Genomic DNA, 18,145 nt, shown 5'->3' with positions numbered 1-18,145 from the left:
CGGCCGCCGATCAGGAGCCCAGGCGCTCCCAGAGCTCGTCGACCTGCTCGCGGGTGCGGTCCAGCGTCCCGTCGGTGTCGATCACCACATCCGCCACGGCGAGCCGCTCCTCGTCGGAGGCCTGCGAGCCGATCCGCCGCTCGGCCTCCGCCCGGTCCATCCCGCGCAGCCGCACCAGCCGGTCGATGCGCGTGGCCGCATCGGCGTGCGCGACGACCACGAGGTCGAACGGGTACTCGTTGGCCGACTCGACCAGCAGCGGCACGTCGTACACGACGATCGCCGCGGGATCGGCGGCGGCCGCGGCCTCGAAGCGCGCGGTGGAGGCGGCGAGCACGGCCGGGTGGGTGATCCCGTTGAGCTTCTGGAGGGCCTCGGCGTTCCCGAACACGATCGCGCCCAGCGCGGGCCGGTCGAGGCTGCCGTCCGCCGCGATGACCCCGGGCCCGAACGTCGCGGCGATCTCGGCCAGCGCGGGCGTGCCCGGTTCGACGACCTCCCGAGCGATGCGGTCGGCGTCCACGACCACGGCGCCGAGTTCGGCCAGGCGGGAGGCGATGGTCGATTTGCCGGAGGCGATCCCGCCGGTCAGTCCGATGAGCTGCACCGCACCAGCCTATTGGCGGAACGGAGGGGCGCGTTAACGCCGGAACGGCCGGCCCCGAAGGGACCGGCCGCTCACGGATGAGACGTGTCTCAGTTGTTGGAGCTCAGCTTCTCGCGCAGAGCGGCGAGCGACTCGTCGTCGGCGAGGGTGCCGCCGGAGCCGGACTCGCTCGAGTAGGACGAGGAACCGCTCTCGGCGGCCGCCTCCTCGATGCCCTTCGCGACCTGGCGCTTGTGCGCCTCCCAACGGGCCTCGGCAGCGGCGTACTGCTGCTCCCACTCGTCGCGCTGGGTCTCGAAGCCTTCCTTCCACTCGTTGGTCTCCGGGTCGAAGCCCTCGGGGTACTTGTAGTTCCCCTGCTCGTCGTACTCGGTGACCATGCCGTAGAGGGCCGGGTCGAACTCGGTGCCTTCGGGGTCCACGCCCTCGTTCGCCTGCTTGAGCGACAGCGAGATGCGGCGGCGCTCCAGGTCGATGTCGATGACCTTGACGAAGACCTCCTCGCCGACCGACACGACCTGCTCCGCGAGCTCGACGTGCTTGCCGGAGAGCTCGGAGATGTGCACCAGGCCCTCGATGCCGTCCGCGACGCGGACGAACGCACCGAACGGAACCAGCTTCGTGACCTTGCCCGGCGCGACCTGACCGATCGCGTGGGTGCGGGCGAAGACCTGCCACGGGTCCTCCTGGGTCGCCTTGAGCGACAGCGAGACGCGCTCGCGGTCCAGGTCGACCTCGAGGATCTCGACGGTGACCTCCTGGCCGACCTCGACGACCTCGGAGGCGTGCTCGATGTGCTTCCACGAGAGCTCGGAGACGTGCACGAGGCCGTCCACGCCGCCCAGGTCGACGAACGCGCCGAAGTTGACGATCGAGGACACGACGCCCTTGCGGACCTGACCCTTGTGCAGGTTGTTGAGGAACGTGGTGCGGGACTCCGACTGGGTCTGCTCCAGCAGCGCACGGCGCGACAGGACCACGTTGTTGCGGTTCTTGTCGAGCTCGAGGATCTTCGCCTCGATCTCCTGGCCCAGGTACGGGGTCAGGTCGCGGACGCGGCGCAGCTCGATGAGCGACGCCGGCAGGAAGCCGCGGAGGCCGATGTCGACGATCAGGCCGCCCTTGACGACCTCGATGACCGTACCGGTCACGACGCCGTCGGCTTCCTTGATCTTCTCCACGTCGCCCCACGCGCGCTCGTACTGCGCACGCTTCTTGGACAGGATGAGGCGGCCTTCCTTGTCCTCCTTCTGGAGAACGAGCGCCTCGACGGTGTCGCCGACCTCGACGACCTCGCTGGGGTCGACGTCGTGCTTGATGGAAAGCTCGCGGGAGGGGATGACACCCTCGGTCTTGTAGCCGACGTCGAGGAGGACCTCGTCGCGGTCGATCTTGACGACGGTGCCCTCGATGAGGTCTCCGTCGTTGAAGAACTTCAGCGTCTTTTCGACCGCGGCAAGAAAGTCTTCAGCAGAACCGATGTCGTTGACTGCGACCTGCTTCGGTGCCTTGTCGGTCGTTGCGGTTGTCATGTAGTGGATGCTCCGTTATGGACATAAATCAGGCCGAGCGCGAACCTTGTTGGGTGTCTTCCGCGAACGGCAGGCGGATGTGGATGTCACACAAGTGACGGTCCAGTCTACCGACTGGTCTGCGGAAGGGGCAACTCGCGCCGGCCGACGATGTCGCGCAGCGCCGGCTCCAGGTCGGGGAAGGCGAATGTGTAGCCCGCAGCGAGCAGCCGTTCGGGCACCACCCAGCGGCTCTTCAGCACCAGTTCGGTCTCCGTCCGGATGACCGCGGAGCCGAGCTCCAGCATCCAGCGGAACGCCGGCAGCCCGGCCGGGACGCCCAGCACACGCCGCAGGGTCGCCATCATCGTCCGATTGTCGGACGGGTTCGGCGCGGCGATGTTGACCGGGCCGTCCAGCTCGGGACGGGTGCGCAGGAACTCGATCGAGCCGAGCACGTCGGCGATGTGCACCCAGCTGAACCGCTGCCGGCCACCGCGGGCGCGGAACTCGTGGAAGGTGCCCGCGTTACGCCGCGCGGTCGTCGCGAACCAGTGGCCGTCGAGCTGCGGGCCGCCCAGCCCGAACCGCGCCAGGCGGAGGAGCGGCACGAGCGCGGAGCCGTCGCCGAGCACGATCGCCATCCTCAGCGCGACGCGCCGGGTCGCGGGCAGCTCGCCCTCGAAGAACTCGGCCTCCCAGGTGCGTGCCACGTTCACGGAGAAGCCGGCGCCGAGCTCACCGGTGGACTCGGTCATGGGCCGGTCCTCGGCATGCCGGTAGATCGTGGCGGTGGAGGCGTTGAACCACACCGGAGGCGGCGCGTCGGAGGCGGCGACGGCCTCCCGCAGTTCGCGCGTGGTCTCCAGCCGGGAGCGGAAGATCTCGGCTCGGTTGGCGTCGGTGTAGCGGCAGTTCACGCTCTTGCCCGCCAGGTTGATCAGGACGTCCGCACCGGTCACGACGCGGCGCAGCGCCTCGGCGTCGCCCCAGCGCGCGTCGGCGCCATCGCGCCCGACCAGCAGGACCGTCGCGCCCGCGGCGCGGTAGTGCTCCGCCAGGTAGCGTCCGATGAACCCGGACGCGCCGGCGATGACGATGCGCTCGCTCACTCACTCCCCCGTGCGACGTCGTCGCTGTGCACACCACGGCTCCCGACCTGGTATCGGAACGTCCCCGCGTACTGGTACACCCTACCGAGCAGTGGGAGCCGCACGACGATGGTGACCGCCTGCGCGTCGCGCTCGTCGTCGTAACGCTCGGTGAGGGCGACGACGGGGGCGACCGCGCGCGGGATCACCAGCCGGAAGGCGCCGAGCCGCAGCGCCACCCGGCGCGAGGTCAGCCGGAGGCCGCCGTCGAGCACCCGGGCGGAGAACCACGCCTCCGCGAGCACCGGCGAGCCGAGACGGTCGACGATGAACCAGCCGTCCACGCCGATCTCGTCGCGCATGTCGAGGGAGCGCCCGCGCAGCTCGAAGCGGCGCACCGCGCGCACCGCCGGGCCGCCGTCGGCCGACACCACCGGCACGTTCTCGACCGTGAACGGCACCCCGCGCTCCCACACCGGGAACATCACGTGCGCCCGCCCGAAGAGCGCCAGCGCCGGCCACAGCCAGCGCCGGGGCGTGCCGACGGTGTCGAACACGCCCCGGCCCCGGCCGGCGAAGCCCTCCGGGATGGCGTCGAAGTAGGCGCGCAGCTGCGGATGGAGCTCGTCGAACGCCGGGCCCAGAACGGCCCGGTACGGGGAGGTCATCGCGGCTGCGCGCTCTCTCTGACGGGTGTCGCGCTCAGTCGAGCAGCGCCGACTTCAGGGTGTCCAGGCCGACGCCGCCGATGTCGAGGGCCTTCTTGTGGAACGCCTTGATGTCGAACGCGGCGCCCTCGCGGCGCGCGTACTCGTCGCGGAGCTGCTCCCAGATCCGCTGGCCGATCTTGTACGACGGCGCCTGGCCCGGCCAGCCGAGGTAGCGGTTCACCTCGAACCGGACGAAGCCCTCGTTCATGTTGACGTTGTCGGCGAGGAAACCGAACGCGTACTCGCCGGTCCACGGGCCGGAGCCGTCCGGCAGCTGCTTCTCCAGGTGAACGCCGATGTCGAGGACCACGCGGGCAGCGCGCATCCGCTGGCCGTCGAGCATGCCGAGCCGGTCGGCCGGGTCGTCCAGGTAGCCGAGCTGCTCCATCAGGCGCTCCGCGTACAGCGCCCAGCCCTCGGCGTGACCCGAGGTGCCGGCGATGCGGCGCCAGGAGTTCAGCTGCGCCTTGTTGTAGGTGGCCTGTGCGATCTGGAGGTGGTGGCCGGGGACGCCCTCGTGGTAGACGGTCGTCAGCTCGCGCCAGGTGTCGAACTCGGTGACGCCCTCCGGGACGCTCCACCACATCCGGCCGGCGCGGGCGAAGTCGTCGCTCGGACCGGTGTAGTAGATGCCGCCCTCCTGGGTCGGGGCGATCATGCATTCCAGGCGGCGGATCTCGGCGGGGATGTCGAAGTGGGTCTTGCCGAGCTCCTCGATCGCGCGGTCGCTGGTCTCCTGCATCCAGCGCTGCAGCGCGTCGGTGCCGTGCAGCTTGCGGGAGGCGTCGCCGTCGAGGAAGGCGATGGCCTCGTGGACCGACGCGCCCGGCTTGATCTCGCGGGCGATCGACTCCTGCTCGGCGACCATGCGCGCCAGCTCCTCGATGCCCCACTCGTAGGTCTCGTCGAGGTCGACGGTCGCGCCGAGGAAGTCGCGGGAGGCGAGGGCGTAGAGCTCGCGGCCGACGGCGTCCTTCTCGGGCGCGTGGGCGGCCAGTTCGTCCTGCAGGAAGGCGGCGAGCGTCGCGTACGCGGCGGCCGACTCCTTCGCCCCCTCGGCCAGGTCGGCCTTCAGCGACGCGGGCAGCTCGCCGTCCGGGGTCTTCGCCGAGCCGGTGAACTCGAAGAAGAAGCCGGTGTCGGCGAACTGCTTCTTGGCCTGGGCGAGGACCTCGCGCACCTGGCGGATCGCGGGGACGTTGCCGTTGGCGATGCCGCTGCGCAGGGTCTCGATGTAGCCGTCCATCGCGGCCGGGAGGTTGTGCAGACGGGTGGCGACGTTGGCCCAGTCCTCCTCCGTGTCGGTGGGGACGAGGTCGAAGATGTCGCGGAGCTCCTGCGCCGGCGACGCGATCACATTGAGGTCGCGCTGGTTGAAGCCGGCCTCGTGCTTCTCGATGGTCAGCTCGAGCTCGCGGGAGAGGTCCATCTTGGTGACCCGGTCGATCGCGTCGACCGGCTCGGCGGCCTGGATCTTCGCCAGCGCCTCCCGGACCTTCCCGACGGCCTGCTCGGCGCCGGCCGGCGAGTAGTCCGAGTACTCGCCCTCGCGGCCGGGGCGGCCGAGCCAGACGTGGTACTCGGGGTGGAGCTCCAACTGGGTGTCGACCCACTCCTCAGCGATCGTGTCGATCGGAGTCGGTTCGCGCTTCTCTGCGTTCGTCATGCCCCGAGCCTATCGACTGCCCCCACCCCACCGTCGAGTACAGAATGAGGCCGTCGAGTACGCGAATTCTCTGCGTACTCGACGGTTTTCGGCGGATTTATCGCGTACTCGGCGGGTGCTGTCGGGCGCAGGGTCAGTGGGCGGCGGCGTCCCAGTTGGGGCCGCGGCCGATCTGGACGTCGAGCGGCACGCGGAGGTCGGCGGCGCCGGCCATCCGGGTGCGGACGATCGACTCCAGAGCGTCCCACTCGCCGGAGGCGACCTCGAAGATGAGCTCGTCGTGGACCTGCAGCAGCATCCGGGAGTTCAGCTTCTGGTCGATCAGGTCGCCGGCGATGCCGAGCATGGCGATCTTCATGATGTCCGCGGCCGAGCCCTGGATGGGCGCGTTGAGCGCCTGGCGCTCGGCGTTCTCGCGCAGCACCCGGTTGGTCGAGGTCAGGTCGGCGAACGGGCGGCGGCGGCCGAAGATCGTCTCGGTGTAGCCGTCGACCCGGGCGATCTCCACGACGGTGCGCAGGTAGTCGCGCACCGCGCCGAAGCGCTCGAAGTAGCCGGCCATCAGGTCCCGCGCCTCCTTCGTCTCGATGCGGAGCTGCTTGGACAGGCCGAAGGGGCTCAGGCCGTAGGCGAGACCGTACGACATCGCCTTGACCTTCGTCCGCATTAGCGGGGTGACCTCCTCCGGCGGCACGCCGAAGACGCGCGCGCCGACGAATCGGTGCAGGTCCTCCCCCGCGTTGAACGCCTCGATCAGCCCGGGGTCCTCGGAGAGGTGCGCCATGATGCGCATCTCGATCTGCGAGTAATCGGCGGTGAGCAGCGTCTCGTACTCCGGGGCGCTGCGGAACGCCGAGCGGATCTCGCGGCCCTCCTCGGTGCGGATCGGGATGTTTTGGAGGTTGGGGTCGTTGGAGGAGATGCGGCCCGTGCTGGTGCCGGTCTGGTCGTAGGTGGTGTGGATGCGGTCGTCGGCGCCGACCGAGCGCTCCAGCGTCTCCACGATCTGCTTGAGCTTGGTCGCGTCGCGGTGCTGGAGCAGCAGGTCGAGGAACGGGTGCGGGTTGCTCTCCTGGAGGTCGGCGAGCGACTGGGCGTCGGTCGAGTAGCCGGTCTTGGTGGAGCGGGTCTTCGGCATCCCGAGCTCGTCGAAGAGCACCTGCTGGAGCTGCTTGGGCGAGCCGAGGTTGAGCTCGTGGCCGACCTCGGCGTAGGCACGCGCGGCGTAGTCGTTGGCCTTGTCGGTGAGCTGGCCGCGCAGTCGGCTCAGCACCTCGGTGTCGATCGAGACGCCGTCGAGCTCCATCTCGGCGAGGACCGCGACCAGGGGCAGCTCGATGTCGTCGAGCACGGCACGGGTGCCCGCGTCGAGGGCGATCATCTGGCCCTCCGCGACCCGGCGGATGTACCAGGCCTCCGTCGCCGGGCTGACCGCGTCGTTGATCGGCACGAGCTGGTTGGGGTCGGAGACCGGGAGGGTCTCGCCCAGGACCTCGTAGACCTGCTCGGCGAGCGACTGCGGGGCGGCGCCCGGCTTCACCAGCCAGGACGCGATCCGGGTGTCGAACGCGAGGCCGTCGACCACGAAGCCGGCACGGCTGAGCGCCTTGAACTGCGGCTTGGCGTGGAAGAAGTACTTGGGCGCGCTGCTGGCGAGCCACTCCTCCAGCGCGGTGTAGTCGGGGCGGCCGGCGGCCCACGGGACGTACACCGTGTCGTCGGCGGCGGCCAGGCCGAAGCCGGTGATACCAGCCGGGCCGGTCTCCAGCTGGACCGCGACCGCGGCGCCGTCGGCGGAGGCCTTCTCCAGCCAATTGGCCAGCTCCTCGTCCACCAGCGTGCGCACGACCGGAGCGCTCACCGCGCCGGCGTCGCCCTCGGACGGGGCGGTGCCCGCGGCTCCGGTGAGCGTGCCGTCCTCGGCCGCGGCCTTCATCAGCCGGTCGAGCAGGGTCTTGAACTGGAGCCGGGCGAAGATGTCGCGCACGGCGTTCTCGTTGAGCGGCTTGCGCTCCAGGTCGGCGGGCGTGACCTCCAGCTCGACGTCGTCCAGGAGTTTGTTGAGGCGGCGGTTGCGGAGGGCGTTCTCCTGCTGGTCGCGGAGGTTCTGACCGACGACACCCTTGATCTCGTCGGCGTGCGCGACGATGTTCTCGACGGTGCCGTACTGCTGCACCCACTTGACCGCGGTCTTCTCGCCGACCTTGTCGATGCCGATCAGGTTGTCGCTGGTCTCGCCGACCAGCGCGGCGATCTCCGGGTACTGGTGCGGCTCGACCCCGTAGCGCTCGCGCACGGCGGCGGGGTCGTAGATCTTGAGCTCGGAGACGCCGCGGACGTTCGGGTAGAGCAGCGTGACGTCGTCGTTGACGAGCTGGATGGTGTCCCTGTCGCCGGAGACTAGGAGAACCCGGTAGCCCTGCTCGCGGCCCTGGCGGGCGAGGGTGGCGAGGATGTCGTCGGCCTCGTAGTCCTCCTTGGCGATGGTGGTGATGTTCATCGCGTGCAGCGCCTCCTGCAGCAGCGGGATCTGGCCGACGAACTCCGAGGGGGTCTCGTTGCGGGTGCCCTTGTACTCCGGATACTCGCGGGTGCGGAACGAGTAGCGCGAGATGTCGAACGCCACCGCGAGGTGGGTCGGGCGCTGCTGCTGCAGCAGGTTGATCAGCATCGCGATGAAGCCGTGGATGCCGTTGGTGTGCTGCCCCTCGCGGTTCACGAAGCTGTCGACGGGGAGGGCGTAGAAGGCCCGGAATGCCAGCGAATGGCCGTCGATGATCAGAAGGGTAGGCTTTTCGGAGTCTGACACCAGGCAAGCCTACAAGGGGCCGGTGACAGCGCAGGACGACGGCCGACGAGGGCCGGACCAACAGCGGAGAGGCAGCAGATGACCGAGGACGCGCTGGCGTACGTGAAGCAGCGGGGGCTCGGCGCCCTCGCCGACAAGATGGGGATCGAGATCGTGGAGTTCACGATCGAGCGGGCCGTCGCGCGGATGCCGGTGCTCGGCAACACGCAGCCCGCGGACCTGCTGCACGGCGGCGCGTACGTGGTGCTCGGCGAGTCCCTGGGGTCGATGTCGGCGAACCTCTACGCCGGCGAGGGCCGCCTCGCGGTCGGCATCGAGATCAACGCGTCGCACACCCGCGCGGCGACCGAAGGCTATGTGACCGGCGTCTGCACGCCCATCCACCTCGGCCGCACGCTGACGACGCATGAGATCGCCGTCACCGACGACCGCGGCCGCCGCTGCTCGACGATCCGCATCACGAACCTGATCAAGGACCTGTAGGGCACTCCCCGCGCGATTCGTGACGAATGTCGCGAATGCGGCGCGGTTTCGCGCGATTCGGCACGAATCACGGCATCCACTCCCCGCGGGATTCGTGACGAATGTCGCGAATGCGTCGCGGTTTCACTCGATTCGTGACGAATGTCGCGACGCACTCGAGCCGGGGCGATTCGTGACGAATGTCGCGAATGCGGCGCGGTTTCGCGCGATTCGGCACGAATCGTGCCGGCGGCGCAGCGTCCCGGGGGTTACTTCTTGGGGGCGAGCTGCTCGATGATCGCCTGGGCGACGTCGTGCATGGTGAGGCGGCGGTCCATCGACGCCTTCTGGATCCAGCGGAACGCGTCCGGCTCGCTGAGGCCCATCTTCTCGTTGAGGAGGCCCTTGGCGCGGTCGACCAGCTTGCGGGTCTCGAAGCGCTGCACCATGTCGGAGACCTCCGCCTCCAGCGCGATGATCTGCTGGTAGCGGGCCAGAGCGATCTCGATCGCCGGCAGCAGGTCGTTCGGCGTGAACGGCTTGACCACGTAGGCCAGGGCGCCGGCCTCGGTCGCGCGCTCCACGAGCTCCTTCTGGCTGAATGCGGTCAGCAGCACGACGGGGGCGATGTGGTTCTTGGAGAGGCGCTCGGCCGCCGAGATGCCGTCGAGCTGGGGCATCTTGACGTCCATGACCACCAGGTCCGGGCGCAGCTCCGTGGCCAGCGCGACCGCGGTCTCGCCGTCTCCGGCCTCGCCGACGACCTCGAAACCGTTGTCGCGAAGCGTCTCGACGATGTCGAGCCGGATGAGCGACTCGTCCTCCGCGACGACGACTCGGCGGGGTGCGGTGGGGGTGGTCTCCTGGTCAGTCACGGGTAAAAGCCTACGGTATTGTTCAGGTGTTGTTGTGCGCCGCTGTGGCGGAATGGCAGACGCGGAGCACTCAAAATGCTTTGTCCGGAAGGGCGTGTGGGTTCGAGTCCCACCAGCGGCACAACCGATTCAGGCGCTCCGCCGCAGCCGTAGCGCGAGCACCGGGCACAGCGCGACGGCGTCCTCCGCGGCGTCCAGCTGGTCGGCACGCACGGGGATGTCGGAGCGCCCGGAGGCCGGCTGGCCGACCGCGAACGGGTAGCCCCACTCGTCCCGCGCGATCGTCCCCTCCAGCAGTTCGGCGCACAGGCCGCGGCCGTCGCAGCGCGTCCAGTCGACGTGCAGAACGTGTCGGGCGTTCATCGTGCGCTCCCCGCGTTCATCGTGCGCTCCCCGCGTTCATCGTGCGCTCCGCAGGCACCGGCCTTCGGCGTGGGCGTGGACGTCGCGCCCGAACACCCGCAGCGCGCTGCGCACCAGGCGTGCGGCGCCGTCCGGATGGTGGCAGGAGCCGCGGCCGTCGACGACCTCGGCGAGCCGGGCGAGCTCGGCGGCGGCCTGCGGCGCGAGCCGGCCCGCGGCGAGGTCGGCGAACCGCTCGGCCATCGCCGGGAGGCCGAACAGGCACGGGCCGCACTGCCGGGCGGAGGCCGCGGCCAGCTCTGCGACGATGGCGGCCGTCGCCGCGAGGCCGCACCGCCGGACGCCGAGCACGTGCACCACCCCGGCCCCCGCGGCCTCCCCCGGCGCCGCGCCGGTCTCCGTCGGGGCGATCCAGCGGCCGTGGTAACCGCCGAGCAGCACGGCCGCCGCGAGCCGGGCCTCCGCGCCCGCCCGGGCGACGATGTCGACCACCGACGTGTCCGTCGGCACCTCGAAGACGCCCTCCCGGGCGACGTCGCCGGTCACCGTCACGAGCCGGGTGCCCGGCTGCGCGGGATCGCCGACGCCGCGGAACCAGTCGCCGCCGTAGCGGTCGACCAGCGCCAGCTGGGCGAGGGTCTCCACGTTGTGCAGGAGGGTCGGCCGGCCGTCGAGCCCGTGCTCCGAGAGCCGCCTGACCCGGTCGAGCGGGACCGCGCGGCCGGTCTGGAGGGCGTTCACCACCGCGCTCGCCTCCCCCGCGACGAACCCGTCTGCGGCCTCGACCAGCTCGACGCGGCCGGCGTCGGAGCGCTCGGCGATCGCGGCGGCGACCGGTGAGAGGGCCGACCCGTGGAGGTAGAGCACCGTCCGCGCCGCGCCGAGCGCGTCGGCCGCCGTCAGCAGGCCGTCGAGGACCAGGTGGGGCGCGTTCGCCAGCAGCACCGCGTCCTTCCAGCTCCACGGCTCGCCCTCCGAGCCGTTGCCGATCACGACCGGCGCGCGGCGCCCGGTCGTGGCGGCCAGCTTGCGGAAGGCGGGGAAGGCGGCGCCGCCGCGGCCGGTGAGGCCCGAGCGCTCCAGCTCGCGCTCCAGCTCCGGGCGGCCGAGGCCGCGCCGGGGGCCGAACGCGGCCAGGTGGGCGGCGGCGCCGGCCGAGCGGCCCGCCGCGAGCAGCCGCGGCGGGGCGGCCGCGTCGTCGGACGGCGCAAGGTCGACGGCGGTCATGGTCATGTCAGGCTCTTCTGCTCGGCTCGGCGTCCGATCGCCGCGCACCCGCGGTCTCCAGGAACCAGGCGGACACGCGCCAGAGCACCGCGACCAGCACGAACAGCACCGACGCGCCGGCGAGCACGAGCATCCAGCCGGACGTCCCGTCGGTGCCGTCGCCGATGGAGTGCGCCAGAGCGATCGGCCACAGCGCGTAGCTCAGCCAGTGCACGGCCTTGAAGACGCGCACGCCCAGCCGGCGGCGCAGCAGCGCGGTGACCGTCACCGCGATCAGGAGGTCGACCGCCACGGTTCCGAGTCCCAGCCAGAACGGCAGGTGGGCGCCGAGGAACGGCACCAGGACGTCGGTCAGTGTGAGCTTGGCGTAGGAGTCGAGCAGCAGCGTCCCGATGTGGAGAACGAGGAAGACGACCGCCAGCAGCGAGACGTTGCGGTGCAGGAGGGTGACGGAGAACCGCGGCATCCCGGGCAGCGGACGGCCGGAGCGCGTCACGATGCCGAGCCACAGCGAGACGGTGAGCAGCAGCAGCGCGACGACGCCGGAGGCCCGGCCGACCGCCCACAGCACCTCGTCCATCAGAGGACCTCGCCCATCAGAGGACCCTCACATCAGCGGGCCAGCGCCCGGTCGTGACGATCGAGCCGTCCCGCGCCACCAGCCGCGCGTCGGCGCCGAGGCCGCGCAGCCACGCCGGCGCCGCGAGCCCGCGCACGATCGACGCCGTCGTCAGCGCGTTGGCGCGGACGCAGCTGGTCGCGGCGACCGTCGCCGACCGCCAGACCTCGTCGACCGGGAGGCCCCAGCGCGGGTCGAGGATGTGGTGCCGGGGCTGCCCGTCGCTGCGCCAGCGCCGCTTCTGGGTGCTCGACGTGGCGACGCCCGCGCCGTTGGGCACGGCGATCTGCTGCGCCGGGTCGGCCGGGAGGTCCTGCACGAGCACCTCCCAGAGCCGGCCGGTCCGTCCCGCGGTGGCGAGGTCGCCTCCGAGCGAGACCAGGACGTCCGCCCCGGTCTCCTCCGCGATCCGCCGGGCGATCCGGTCGGCGGCATGGGCCTTCGCGGTCGCGCCGAGGTCGAGCCGGAGGGCGTCCGGGAGCGTCAGGACGCGGCCGTCGAGGGTCACGCGCTCCCAGCCCGGCCGGCGGGGACGGCTGACGGTCAGCGTGACGCCGTCGACGGGCAGCGCGGCGAAGTCCCGGTCGTAGCCGAGCCGGTCGAGGTCGCCGCCGAGGGTCGGGTCCACGTCGCCGTCCGTGTCCGCGGCCGCGGCGAGCGCGACCGCGACGAACTCCGCCAGCAGCGGGCTCAGCTCGACGCCGCCGGACGGACGCGGGCCGGCGTTGATCCGGGAGAGCTCACTGGCGGGCTCGAACCGGCTCGCGGCGGCCGTGACCGCGGCCAGCTCGGCGTCGGCGATGTCACGCGCCCGCGTGAGGACGGCCGGGTCGGACACCGCGATACGGGCGTCGACGCCCCAGACGGCGAAGTCCGCGCCGGCGTCAGGAGCCGCTGGAGCGCCCACTGAACCCACCGCCCTGGCTTTGCTGGATGCCGCTGCCGGAGTTGCCGCCGGAGTCGCTGCTCGACGAGCCGGAGCCGGAGCTGCTGCTCCCGCTGCCGGAGTCGCTCGACGAGCCGGAGCCGCCGGAGCCCGAATCACTCGTACCCGTGCCGCCCGTGCCGGTCGTGCCCGAGGTGCGCGCGGTGGCGGTCCCGGCGAACAGGACACCGGAGAGGATCCCCGTCACGGCGAGGCTCGAGATGCCGATCGCGGTCGTGATGCCGACGGCCGTGCGCCGTCCCGCCGATCGAATGTCCATGTCAGGCCCTCCATCCCGTCCGCCGCGCCCGCCGGCTGCGGCGCGGCGACTGATTTCAAGCCTGCGCTCGGTTTCTTTCCGGAACCTTATTCGGCATGAGAACGGGATATCGAGTCCCTATGAATCAGCTTCGCGAGACGCCCACCACCGCCTGCGCGAACCGCCGGACGCGTTCGCCCAGCCCCGAGATCTGGTCCTCGATCACCCGCTCGGCGTCGAAGCCGACGAACTGCGGCGGCGGCGTGCGCCGCACGTTCTCGGTGCACTCGAACGACGCGCAGACCAGGGCGCCCACGGTGTCGCCTTTGCGGCCGGCCTCGCCGGCGCGGCGCGCCGACCAGAAGTAGACGTCGCGCCGCACGTGCACGTCCTGGCACCAGCCGCAGATGGTGGGGGCGTGCGAGCGCATGGAGGCCTCCGACGCGCGGAGCACGATCCCGACCGGCCCGCTGGGCGTCGGGACGACCACGTAGCCGCGCTGCGGGAGGCGAGGGTCGCGCCAGCCGAGGTATTCGCGGCGCGCCCAGTCCACCTCGTGCATGCCCGGCGGCAGCGGCAGGTCGGCGGCGTCGGCGCGCGAGCAGTTCACGAACGAGTCGCGGAGCTCCTGCGGGGTCAGGGTGTCCATGGTCCACCTCCTGCGTCCCATGCTCGCACAGGTCGCTCGGGCCCGACCCCGGCGCGCGCCGTCTCGGCGCGCGGTCTCGGCGCTTGACCTTGACCCCGGGGGCACGGCTTAGCCTCACGGCATGAGCACACTCGCCAGCGTCACCGACGCCACCTTCGCCTCCGACGTCCTCGCCGCTCCCGGAACCACCCTCGTGGAGTTCTGGGCGCCGTGGTGCGGCCCGTGCCGGGCGCTGACGCCGATCCTGGAGCGCATCGCCGACGAGCACGACCTCCGGATCCTGCGCATCAACGCCGACGAGAACCCTCAGGCGTCCGCGGAGTACCGGGCGCTGTCGCTGCCGGTGACCAAGGTGTTCCGGGACGGGGAGGTCGTCAAGACCATCGTCGGCGCCAAGCCGAAGCCGGCGCTGGAGTTCGAGCTCGCGCCGTACCTGGCCTAGGCCTCCGCTCGGGTCAGGTGGTCGTACGCTCCGCTGACCCAGCCGATGTACCGCTCGGCGGAGCGCTGCACGGCCTCCCGGGCGTCCACCGGGATGACGTTGCCCAGGTTGCCGTACATCCGGTCGAACGGGCGGTCGCAGACCAGGTCGGCGACCCGGCGCACCACCGCCGCCGAGAGCGGGATGTCGTTGGGGAAGCTGCGCTGGAAGGTCACCCACTTCTGCGACGGCCCGGGGAAGACCGTGTCGCCGCTGAGCACCACGCCGCGGTCCCAGTGCACGATCGCACTGCCGGGGAAGTGACCGCCGACCGTCCGCAGCAGGACGCCGGGCAGCACCTCCTCCTCGCCGCTCCACTCCCGGATGGCCGCGTCCTCGCGCTGCACCCAGTGCCGGTCGGCGGCGTGGACGAGCACCGACACGCCGCCGAGCATGCGCGACCAGGAGGTCTGCGCGCCGAACATGTGCGGGTGGCTCGTGGCGATGACGGCGGCGCCGCCCAGGTCCTGCACCGCGGTCGCCGCGGCCTCGTCGACGTAGCCGGTGGGGTCCCAGAGCAGGTTGCCGTCCGGGGTGCACAGCAGCAGCGCGCGCTGGCCGATGCCGACCTGCGGCTCGCTGCTCAGGCCGTAGAGGCCGGGCTCCAGCTCGGTCACGGTGACGCGCTCGCCCTCGCGCTGCAGCCGCTGCAGGGTGGTCCAGCGTTGCCCGGTCGGCGGGACGTACTGCCGCTCGTCCTCGCAGATCGGGCAGGAGGCCGGCGGCTCCTCCCCCGCGTCCGTCACGATCGGGGTCGTCTCCACCGCGCAGGTCGCGCACAGCCAGTCCGCCATGCGGGCCACGTTACCCGGCGGGCTGCCGGCGCCGGGAGGGTCTGGCCGCGCGGCCTCCCCGGGCAATACTCTGTGCGCCATGGCGAATCAACCGGTGATCTTCATCCACGGCCTCTGGCTCCACGCGAGCAGCTGGCAGCCCTGGATCGACCTCTTCACGGCGGAGGGCTACGCCCCCGTCGCACCCCTCTGGCCCGGTGAGAAGGACACCGTGGCCGAGACGCGTGCGCATCCCGACGACGTCGCGAACTTCGGGATCGACGAGGTCACCGAGCACTTCGCGAAGATCATCGAGGCGATGGACATCCCGCCGGTCATCATCGGGCACTCGTTCGGCGGCCTCATCACCGAGAAGCTGCTCGGCCAGGGCTACGGCAACTCCGGCGTCGCGATCGACCCGGCACAGATCAAGGGCGTGCTGCCGCTGCCGTTCCGCCAGCTGAAGTCGTCGTTCCCGGTGCTCGACAACCCGGCGAACATCCACAAGCCGATCGCGCTGACGTACGAGCAGTTCAAATTCGGCTTCGCGAACCAGCTCACCGACGAGGAGGCCAAGGAGCTCTACGACCGCTGGACCGTCCCCTCCACCGTGCGACCCATCTTCCAGGCGGCGGGAGCCAACTTCAGCCTCCACTCGCAGGCCGCCGTCGACACCAAGAACGGGGACCGCGGCCCGCTGCTGCTCATCGCGGGCGGCGAGGACAACACCGTCCCGGAGGTGACCACGGACGCGACGCTCAAGCTGTACCGCGACTCCAACGCGGTGACCGAGCTGATCACCTTCCGCGACCGCGGGCACTCGCTCGTGATCGACCACGGCTGGCGCGACGTCGCCACCGAGGTCCTGGTGTGGCTCGGCCAGCAGGGGCTGGAGGACTGACGCCTCAGCCACGACGGCGGCGGCGCGGAATACCGCGCCGCCCGCACGGCTTGCCCTCACTGTGAAACGCATCGGCTTCCTCAGCTTCGGCCACTACCAGGCCGTCCCCGGCTCCGTCGTGCGGACGGCGGCCGACGCCCTCCTGCAGACCATCGAGCTCGCGGTCGCGGCGGAGGAGGTGGGGGCCGACGGCGCGTTCGTCCGGGTGCACCACTTCGCGCCGCAGCTCGCCTCCCCGTTCCCGCTGCTGGCCGCGATCGGCGCGCGCACCTCGCGCATCGAGATCGGCACCGGCGTCATCGACATGCGGTACCAGAACCCGCTCTACATGGCGGAGGAGGCCGCGGCCGCGGACCTGATCGGCGGCGAGCGCCTGCAGCTCGGCGTGAGCCGCGGCTCACCGGAGACCGCGCTCGCCGGCTACGAGTCGTTCGGCTACGTGCCGGGCGAGGGCGAGTCCGACGCGGACATGGCCCGCCGGCACACCGCGATCTTCCGCGCGGCGATCGCGGGCGAGGCGATGGCGAACGCCGACCCGCGGATGACCGGCACCAGCGGCGGCCTGTCCATCCAGCCGCTGTCGCCGACCCTCCCGGACCGGATCTGGTGGGGCGCCGGGACGCGCGCGACCGCCGAGTGGACCGCGGAGCAGGGCATGAACCTGATGTCGTCCACCCTGCTCACCGAGGACACCGGCGAGGCGTTCGACAAGCTCCAGGCAGAGCAGATCCAGCGCTTCCGCGACACCTGGGCGGAGATGGGCTGGGAGCGCGAGCCGCGCGTGAGCGTCAGCCGCAGCATCATCCCGATCGTGGACGAGGAGTCCCGCCGCTACTTCGGCGCCCGGGCGCAGGTGGAGGGCCGCGACCAGGTCGGCCACCTCGACGGCGGCATCGCCCGGTTCGGCCGCTCCTACATCGGCGAGCCGGAGAAGCTGGTCGCCGAGCTGGCCCAGGACGAGGCGCTGCGGATGGCGGACACCGTGCTGGTCACGGTCCCGAACCAGCTGGGCGTGGAGTTCAACGCACGCCTGCTGGAGGCCGTGGTCGGCGTGGGGCGCGAGCTGGGGTGGCGCGACTGACGCAGTGCGAGCAGCGCCGCGGGAGCGGCGCCGCGCGAGCCGCGTCCCCCGTTGTACCCCGAACGCGGCGCAGTGCGATCGTCGGCCGCGTGAGAGGATCGCTGTGCGGTACACCCGAATTCCGCAGCACAGGCCGTGACGACCTCGTCCGGTCCCATGGAAGGGGTGTGCTTTGCGAACTCGACGATCGGGTGCAGGATTCATCGCGGCCGGACTGGCCATCGCCCTCGGGGCGGTCGGCATCGGCGCGGCCGGGCTGTCCGCCGCTCCGGCGAAGGCCGTGGCGTTGACCGGCGCGTCCACGCCGTCCGCCATCACGGGCATGTGGGCGTGGGGAAACCCGATCGACCCGGCCGTGGATGCGCGCGGTGACGGCCAGCCGGCGTTCGAGCCGAAGGCCCTGGCCGCGTTCGCGTCCGCGCACAAGCTGCGCACCGTCTACCTGTCCGTGCCGTGGGCCGCCGATCAGGGGCCGTTCGGGGCCTGGCTGCGTTCGGCGGTCACCGCCCTCCACCGCGCGGGCGTGACCACGGTCGGCGCGCTCGGCGGCGACCCGGCGTGGGCGCAGCAGCCCGACCTCGCGGCGACCTGGACCACCGCGGCCCTGAAGGCCGCGCCGTTCGACGCGGTGCAGTTCGACGTCGAACCGTGGGTGAACGCCACCGACGACCAGCTCCCCGGCATCGTCGACCAGCTCGCGACCATGTACGACACCGCGGCGCGCGCCGCCGGGTCCGTCCCGGTGGGCGCCGACCTGCCCTGGTGGCTGGAAGCCAAGCCGACGGCGGACGGGAGCAGCACGCTGTTCCGGACGCTGCTCCCCCACGTGAAGACGGTCGCCATCGTGGCGTTCTCGGACCACGCCGCGGGCGACGACGGGATCGTCGCGCTGGCCCGGCCGGCGGCCACGGCCGCGGCGAGCGCCCGGGTGCCGTTCAGCGTCGGTGTCGAGACGGACTCGCCGGATGTGGCCGGCGGCCCCTCCGCGACGTTCGGCGACGACTCAGCGGCGGTGCTGGAGGCCCAGACCGCCCTGGTGCGGTCGGCGTTCGGGGGCCTGCAGGGCTACACGGGCGTCACGGTCGAGCACCTGCTCGCCTGGCAGGCGCTGATCGCCCGCGGCTGATCCGCCGCGG

19 protein-coding genes and 1 tRNA gene are annotated in these 18,145 nt (G+C 71.6%); 6 read left to right on the top strand and 14 right to left on the bottom strand.

Annotation, left to right across the window (positions count from 1 at the left end):
* Positions 1-10: 10 nt before the first annotated feature.
* The 6 genes from coaE to polA all read right to left on the bottom strand — a co-directional run bounded on the left by coaE (position 11) and on the right by polA (position 8,394).
* Positions 11-607, bottom strand: coding sequence for a dephospho-CoA kinase (gene coaE / locus HNR13_RS11160; protein ID WP_179605818.1), 597 nt, complete (start codon positions 605-607; stop codon positions 11-13).
* 89 nt (positions 608-696) lie between these two features.
* Positions 697-2,139 (bottom strand): 30S ribosomal protein S1, encoded by a 1,443-nt coding sequence (rpsA, locus tag HNR13_RS11155; protein WP_179605817.1) that lies wholly within the window; start codon positions 2,137-2,139, stop codon positions 697-699.
* Between the two features lie 107 nt (positions 2,140-2,246).
* On the bottom strand, positions 2,247-3,230 hold the full coding sequence (locus HNR13_RS11150) for a DUF1731 domain-containing protein (RefSeq protein WP_179605816.1): 984 nt from the start codon (positions 3,228-3,230) through the stop codon (positions 2,247-2,249).
* The gene (locus tag HNR13_RS11145) at positions 3,227-3,877 is read right to left on the bottom strand and encodes a DUF4166 domain-containing protein (RefSeq protein ID WP_179605815.1); all 651 of its coding nucleotides are present in this window, start codon (positions 3,875-3,877) and stop codon (positions 3,227-3,229) included. The genes HNR13_RS11150 and HNR13_RS11145 overlap by 4 nt, the downstream gene beginning before the upstream one ends.
* Positions 3,878-3,911: 34 nt before the next feature.
* Positions 3,912-5,585 (bottom strand): DUF885 domain-containing protein, encoded by a 1,674-nt coding sequence (locus HNR13_RS11140; RefSeq protein ID WP_179605814.1) that lies wholly within the window; start codon positions 5,583-5,585, stop codon positions 3,912-3,914.
* 133 nt (positions 5,586-5,718) lie between these two features.
* The gene (gene polA / locus HNR13_RS11135; protein WP_179605813.1) at positions 5,719-8,394 is read right to left on the bottom strand and encodes a DNA polymerase I; all 2,676 of its coding nucleotides are present in this window, start codon (positions 8,392-8,394) and stop codon (positions 5,719-5,721) included.
* A 78-nt stretch (positions 8,395-8,472) separates the two neighbouring features.
* Between polA and HNR13_RS11130 the strand changes: the two genes are divergently transcribed.
* Positions 8,473-8,877 (top strand): hotdog fold thioesterase, encoded by a 405-nt coding sequence (locus HNR13_RS11130; RefSeq protein ID WP_179605812.1) that lies wholly within the window; start codon positions 8,473-8,475, stop codon positions 8,875-8,877.
* A gap of 248 nt (positions 8,878-9,125) precedes the next feature.
* Here the strand turns inward: HNR13_RS11130 and HNR13_RS11125 are convergent, their stop codons facing one another.
* On the bottom strand, positions 9,126-9,731 hold the full coding sequence (locus HNR13_RS11125) for an ANTAR domain-containing response regulator (RefSeq protein ID WP_179605811.1): 606 nt from the start codon (positions 9,729-9,731) through the stop codon (positions 9,126-9,128).
* Positions 9,732-9,769: 38 nt separating this feature from the next.
* Between HNR13_RS11125 and HNR13_RS11120 the strand changes: the two genes are divergently transcribed.
* Positions 9,770-9,852, top strand: a tRNA-Leu gene (locus HNR13_RS11120).
* A gap of 8 nt (positions 9,853-9,860) precedes the next feature.
* Here HNR13_RS11120 and HNR13_RS11115 read toward each other — a convergent pair.
* The 6 genes from HNR13_RS11115 to HNR13_RS11090 all read right to left on the bottom strand — a co-directional run bounded on the left by HNR13_RS11115 (position 9,861) and on the right by HNR13_RS11090 (position 13,773).
* Positions 9,861-10,094, bottom strand: coding sequence for a ferredoxin (locus tag HNR13_RS11115; RefSeq protein ID WP_179605810.1), 234 nt, complete (start codon positions 10,092-10,094; stop codon positions 9,861-9,863).
* A gap of 36 nt (positions 10,095-10,130) precedes the next feature.
* Positions 10,131-11,327 (bottom strand): NADH-ubiquinone oxidoreductase-F iron-sulfur binding region domain-containing protein, encoded by a 1,197-nt coding sequence (locus HNR13_RS11110; RefSeq protein WP_218881217.1) that lies wholly within the window; start codon positions 11,325-11,327, stop codon positions 10,131-10,133.
* 1 nt (position 11,328) lies between these two features.
* Entirely contained in the window at positions 11,329-11,901 is a 573-nt protein-coding gene (locus HNR13_RS11105; protein WP_179605809.1) for a ferric reductase-like transmembrane domain-containing protein, read from the bottom strand.
* Between the two features lie 16 nt (positions 11,902-11,917).
* Positions 11,918-12,847, bottom strand: a complete 930-nt coding sequence (locus tag HNR13_RS11100; RefSeq protein ID WP_179605808.1) for an FAD:protein FMN transferase — start codon at positions 12,845-12,847, stop codon at positions 11,918-11,920.
* On the bottom strand, positions 12,825-13,145 hold the full coding sequence (locus HNR13_RS11095; RefSeq protein WP_179605807.1) for a hypothetical protein: 321 nt from the start codon (positions 13,143-13,145) through the stop codon (positions 12,825-12,827). The genes HNR13_RS11100 and HNR13_RS11095 overlap by 23 nt, the downstream gene beginning before the upstream one ends.
* A gap of 124 nt (positions 13,146-13,269) precedes the next feature.
* A complete protein-coding gene (locus HNR13_RS11090; RefSeq protein WP_179605806.1) occupies positions 13,270-13,773 on the bottom strand; it encodes an FBP domain-containing protein in 504 nt (167 codons plus the stop codon).
* Positions 13,774-13,894: 121 nt separating this feature from the next.
* Here HNR13_RS11090 and HNR13_RS11085 point away from each other — a divergent pair, with 121 nt between their 5' ends.
* On the top strand, positions 13,895-14,215 hold the full coding sequence (locus tag HNR13_RS11085; protein WP_179605805.1) for a thioredoxin family protein: 321 nt from the start codon (positions 13,895-13,897) through the stop codon (positions 14,213-14,215).
* Here HNR13_RS11085 and HNR13_RS11080 read toward each other — a convergent pair.
* Positions 14,212-15,048 carry an MBL fold metallo-hydrolase gene (locus HNR13_RS11080; protein ID WP_179605804.1) on the bottom strand — a complete coding sequence of 279 codons (837 nt, stop codon included), beginning with the start codon at positions 15,046-15,048 and terminating at the stop codon, positions 14,212-14,214. The genes HNR13_RS11085 and HNR13_RS11080 overlap by 4 nt on opposite strands.
* Positions 15,049-15,127: 79 nt before the next feature.
* Between HNR13_RS11080 and HNR13_RS11075 the strand changes: the two genes are divergently transcribed.
* From HNR13_RS11075 to HNR13_RS11065, 3 genes are all read left to right on the top strand, one after another.
* Positions 15,128-15,928, top strand: a complete 801-nt coding sequence (locus HNR13_RS11075; protein ID WP_179605803.1) for an alpha/beta hydrolase — start codon at positions 15,128-15,130, stop codon at positions 15,926-15,928.
* 61 nt (positions 15,929-15,989) lie between these two features.
* On the top strand, positions 15,990-17,009 hold the full coding sequence (locus tag HNR13_RS11070) for an LLM class flavin-dependent oxidoreductase (RefSeq protein WP_179605802.1): 1,020 nt from the start codon (positions 15,990-15,992) through the stop codon (positions 17,007-17,009).
* 172 nt (positions 17,010-17,181) lie between these two features.
* A complete protein-coding gene (locus HNR13_RS11065) occupies positions 17,182-18,135 on the top strand; it encodes a hypothetical protein (RefSeq protein WP_246312745.1) in 954 nt (317 codons plus the stop codon).
* Positions 18,136-18,145 lie beyond the last annotated feature (10 nt).

It is taken from the genome of Leifsonia shinshuensis (genome assembly GCF_013410375.1).
GTDB lineage: Bacteria > Actinomycetota > Actinomycetes > Actinomycetales > Microbacteriaceae > Leifsonia > Leifsonia shinshuensis.
Note: the sequence above shows the minus strand (reverse complement) of the source record. Positions and strands in the feature narration are given on the sequence as shown.

What these genes read in the sequence shown, in the direction of transcription:
- HNR13_RS11145 (WP_179605815.1), bottom strand. Translation starts at nt 3,877, where the DNA reads ATGACCTCCCCGTACCGGGCCGTTCTGGGCCCGGCGTTCGACGAGCTC.
- HNR13_RS11090 (WP_179605806.1), bottom strand. Translation starts at nt 13,773, where the DNA reads ATGGACACCCTGACCCCGCAGGAGCTCCGCGACTCGTTCGTGAACTGC.
- HNR13_RS11080 (WP_179605804.1), bottom strand. Translation starts at nt 15,048, where the DNA reads ATGGCGGACTGGCTGTGCGCGACCTGCGCGGTGGAGACGACCCCGATC.
- HNR13_RS11115 (WP_179605810.1), bottom strand. Translation starts at nt 10,094, where the DNA reads ATGAACGCCCGACACGTTCTGCACGTCGACTGGACGCGCTGCGACGGC.
- HNR13_RS11075 (WP_179605803.1), top strand. Translation starts at nt 15,128, where the DNA reads ATGGCGAATCAACCGGTGATCTTCATCCACGGCCTCTGGCTCCACGCG.
- rpsA (WP_179605817.1), bottom strand. Translation starts at nt 2,139, where the DNA reads ATGACAACCGCAACGACCGACAAGGCACCGAAGCAGGTCGCAGTCAAC.
- HNR13_RS11140 (WP_179605814.1), bottom strand. Translation starts at nt 5,585, where the DNA reads ATGACGAACGCAGAGAAGCGCGAACCGACTCCGATCGACACGATCGCT.
- HNR13_RS11110 (WP_218881217.1), bottom strand. Translation starts at nt 11,327, where the DNA reads ATGACCATGACCGCCGTCGACCTTGCGCCGTCCGACGACGCGGCCGCC.
- HNR13_RS11085 (WP_179605805.1), top strand. Translation starts at nt 13,895, where the DNA reads ATGAGCACACTCGCCAGCGTCACCGACGCCACCTTCGCCTCCGACGTC.
- HNR13_RS11105 (WP_179605809.1), bottom strand. Translation starts at nt 11,901, where the DNA reads ATGGACGAGGTGCTGTGGGCGGTCGGCCGGGCCTCCGGCGTCGTCGCG.
- HNR13_RS11130 (WP_179605812.1), top strand. Translation starts at nt 8,473, where the DNA reads ATGACCGAGGACGCGCTGGCGTACGTGAAGCAGCGGGGGCTCGGCGCC.
- HNR13_RS11095 (WP_179605807.1), bottom strand. Translation starts at nt 13,145, where the DNA reads ATGGACATTCGATCGGCGGGACGGCGCACGGCCGTCGGCATCACGACC.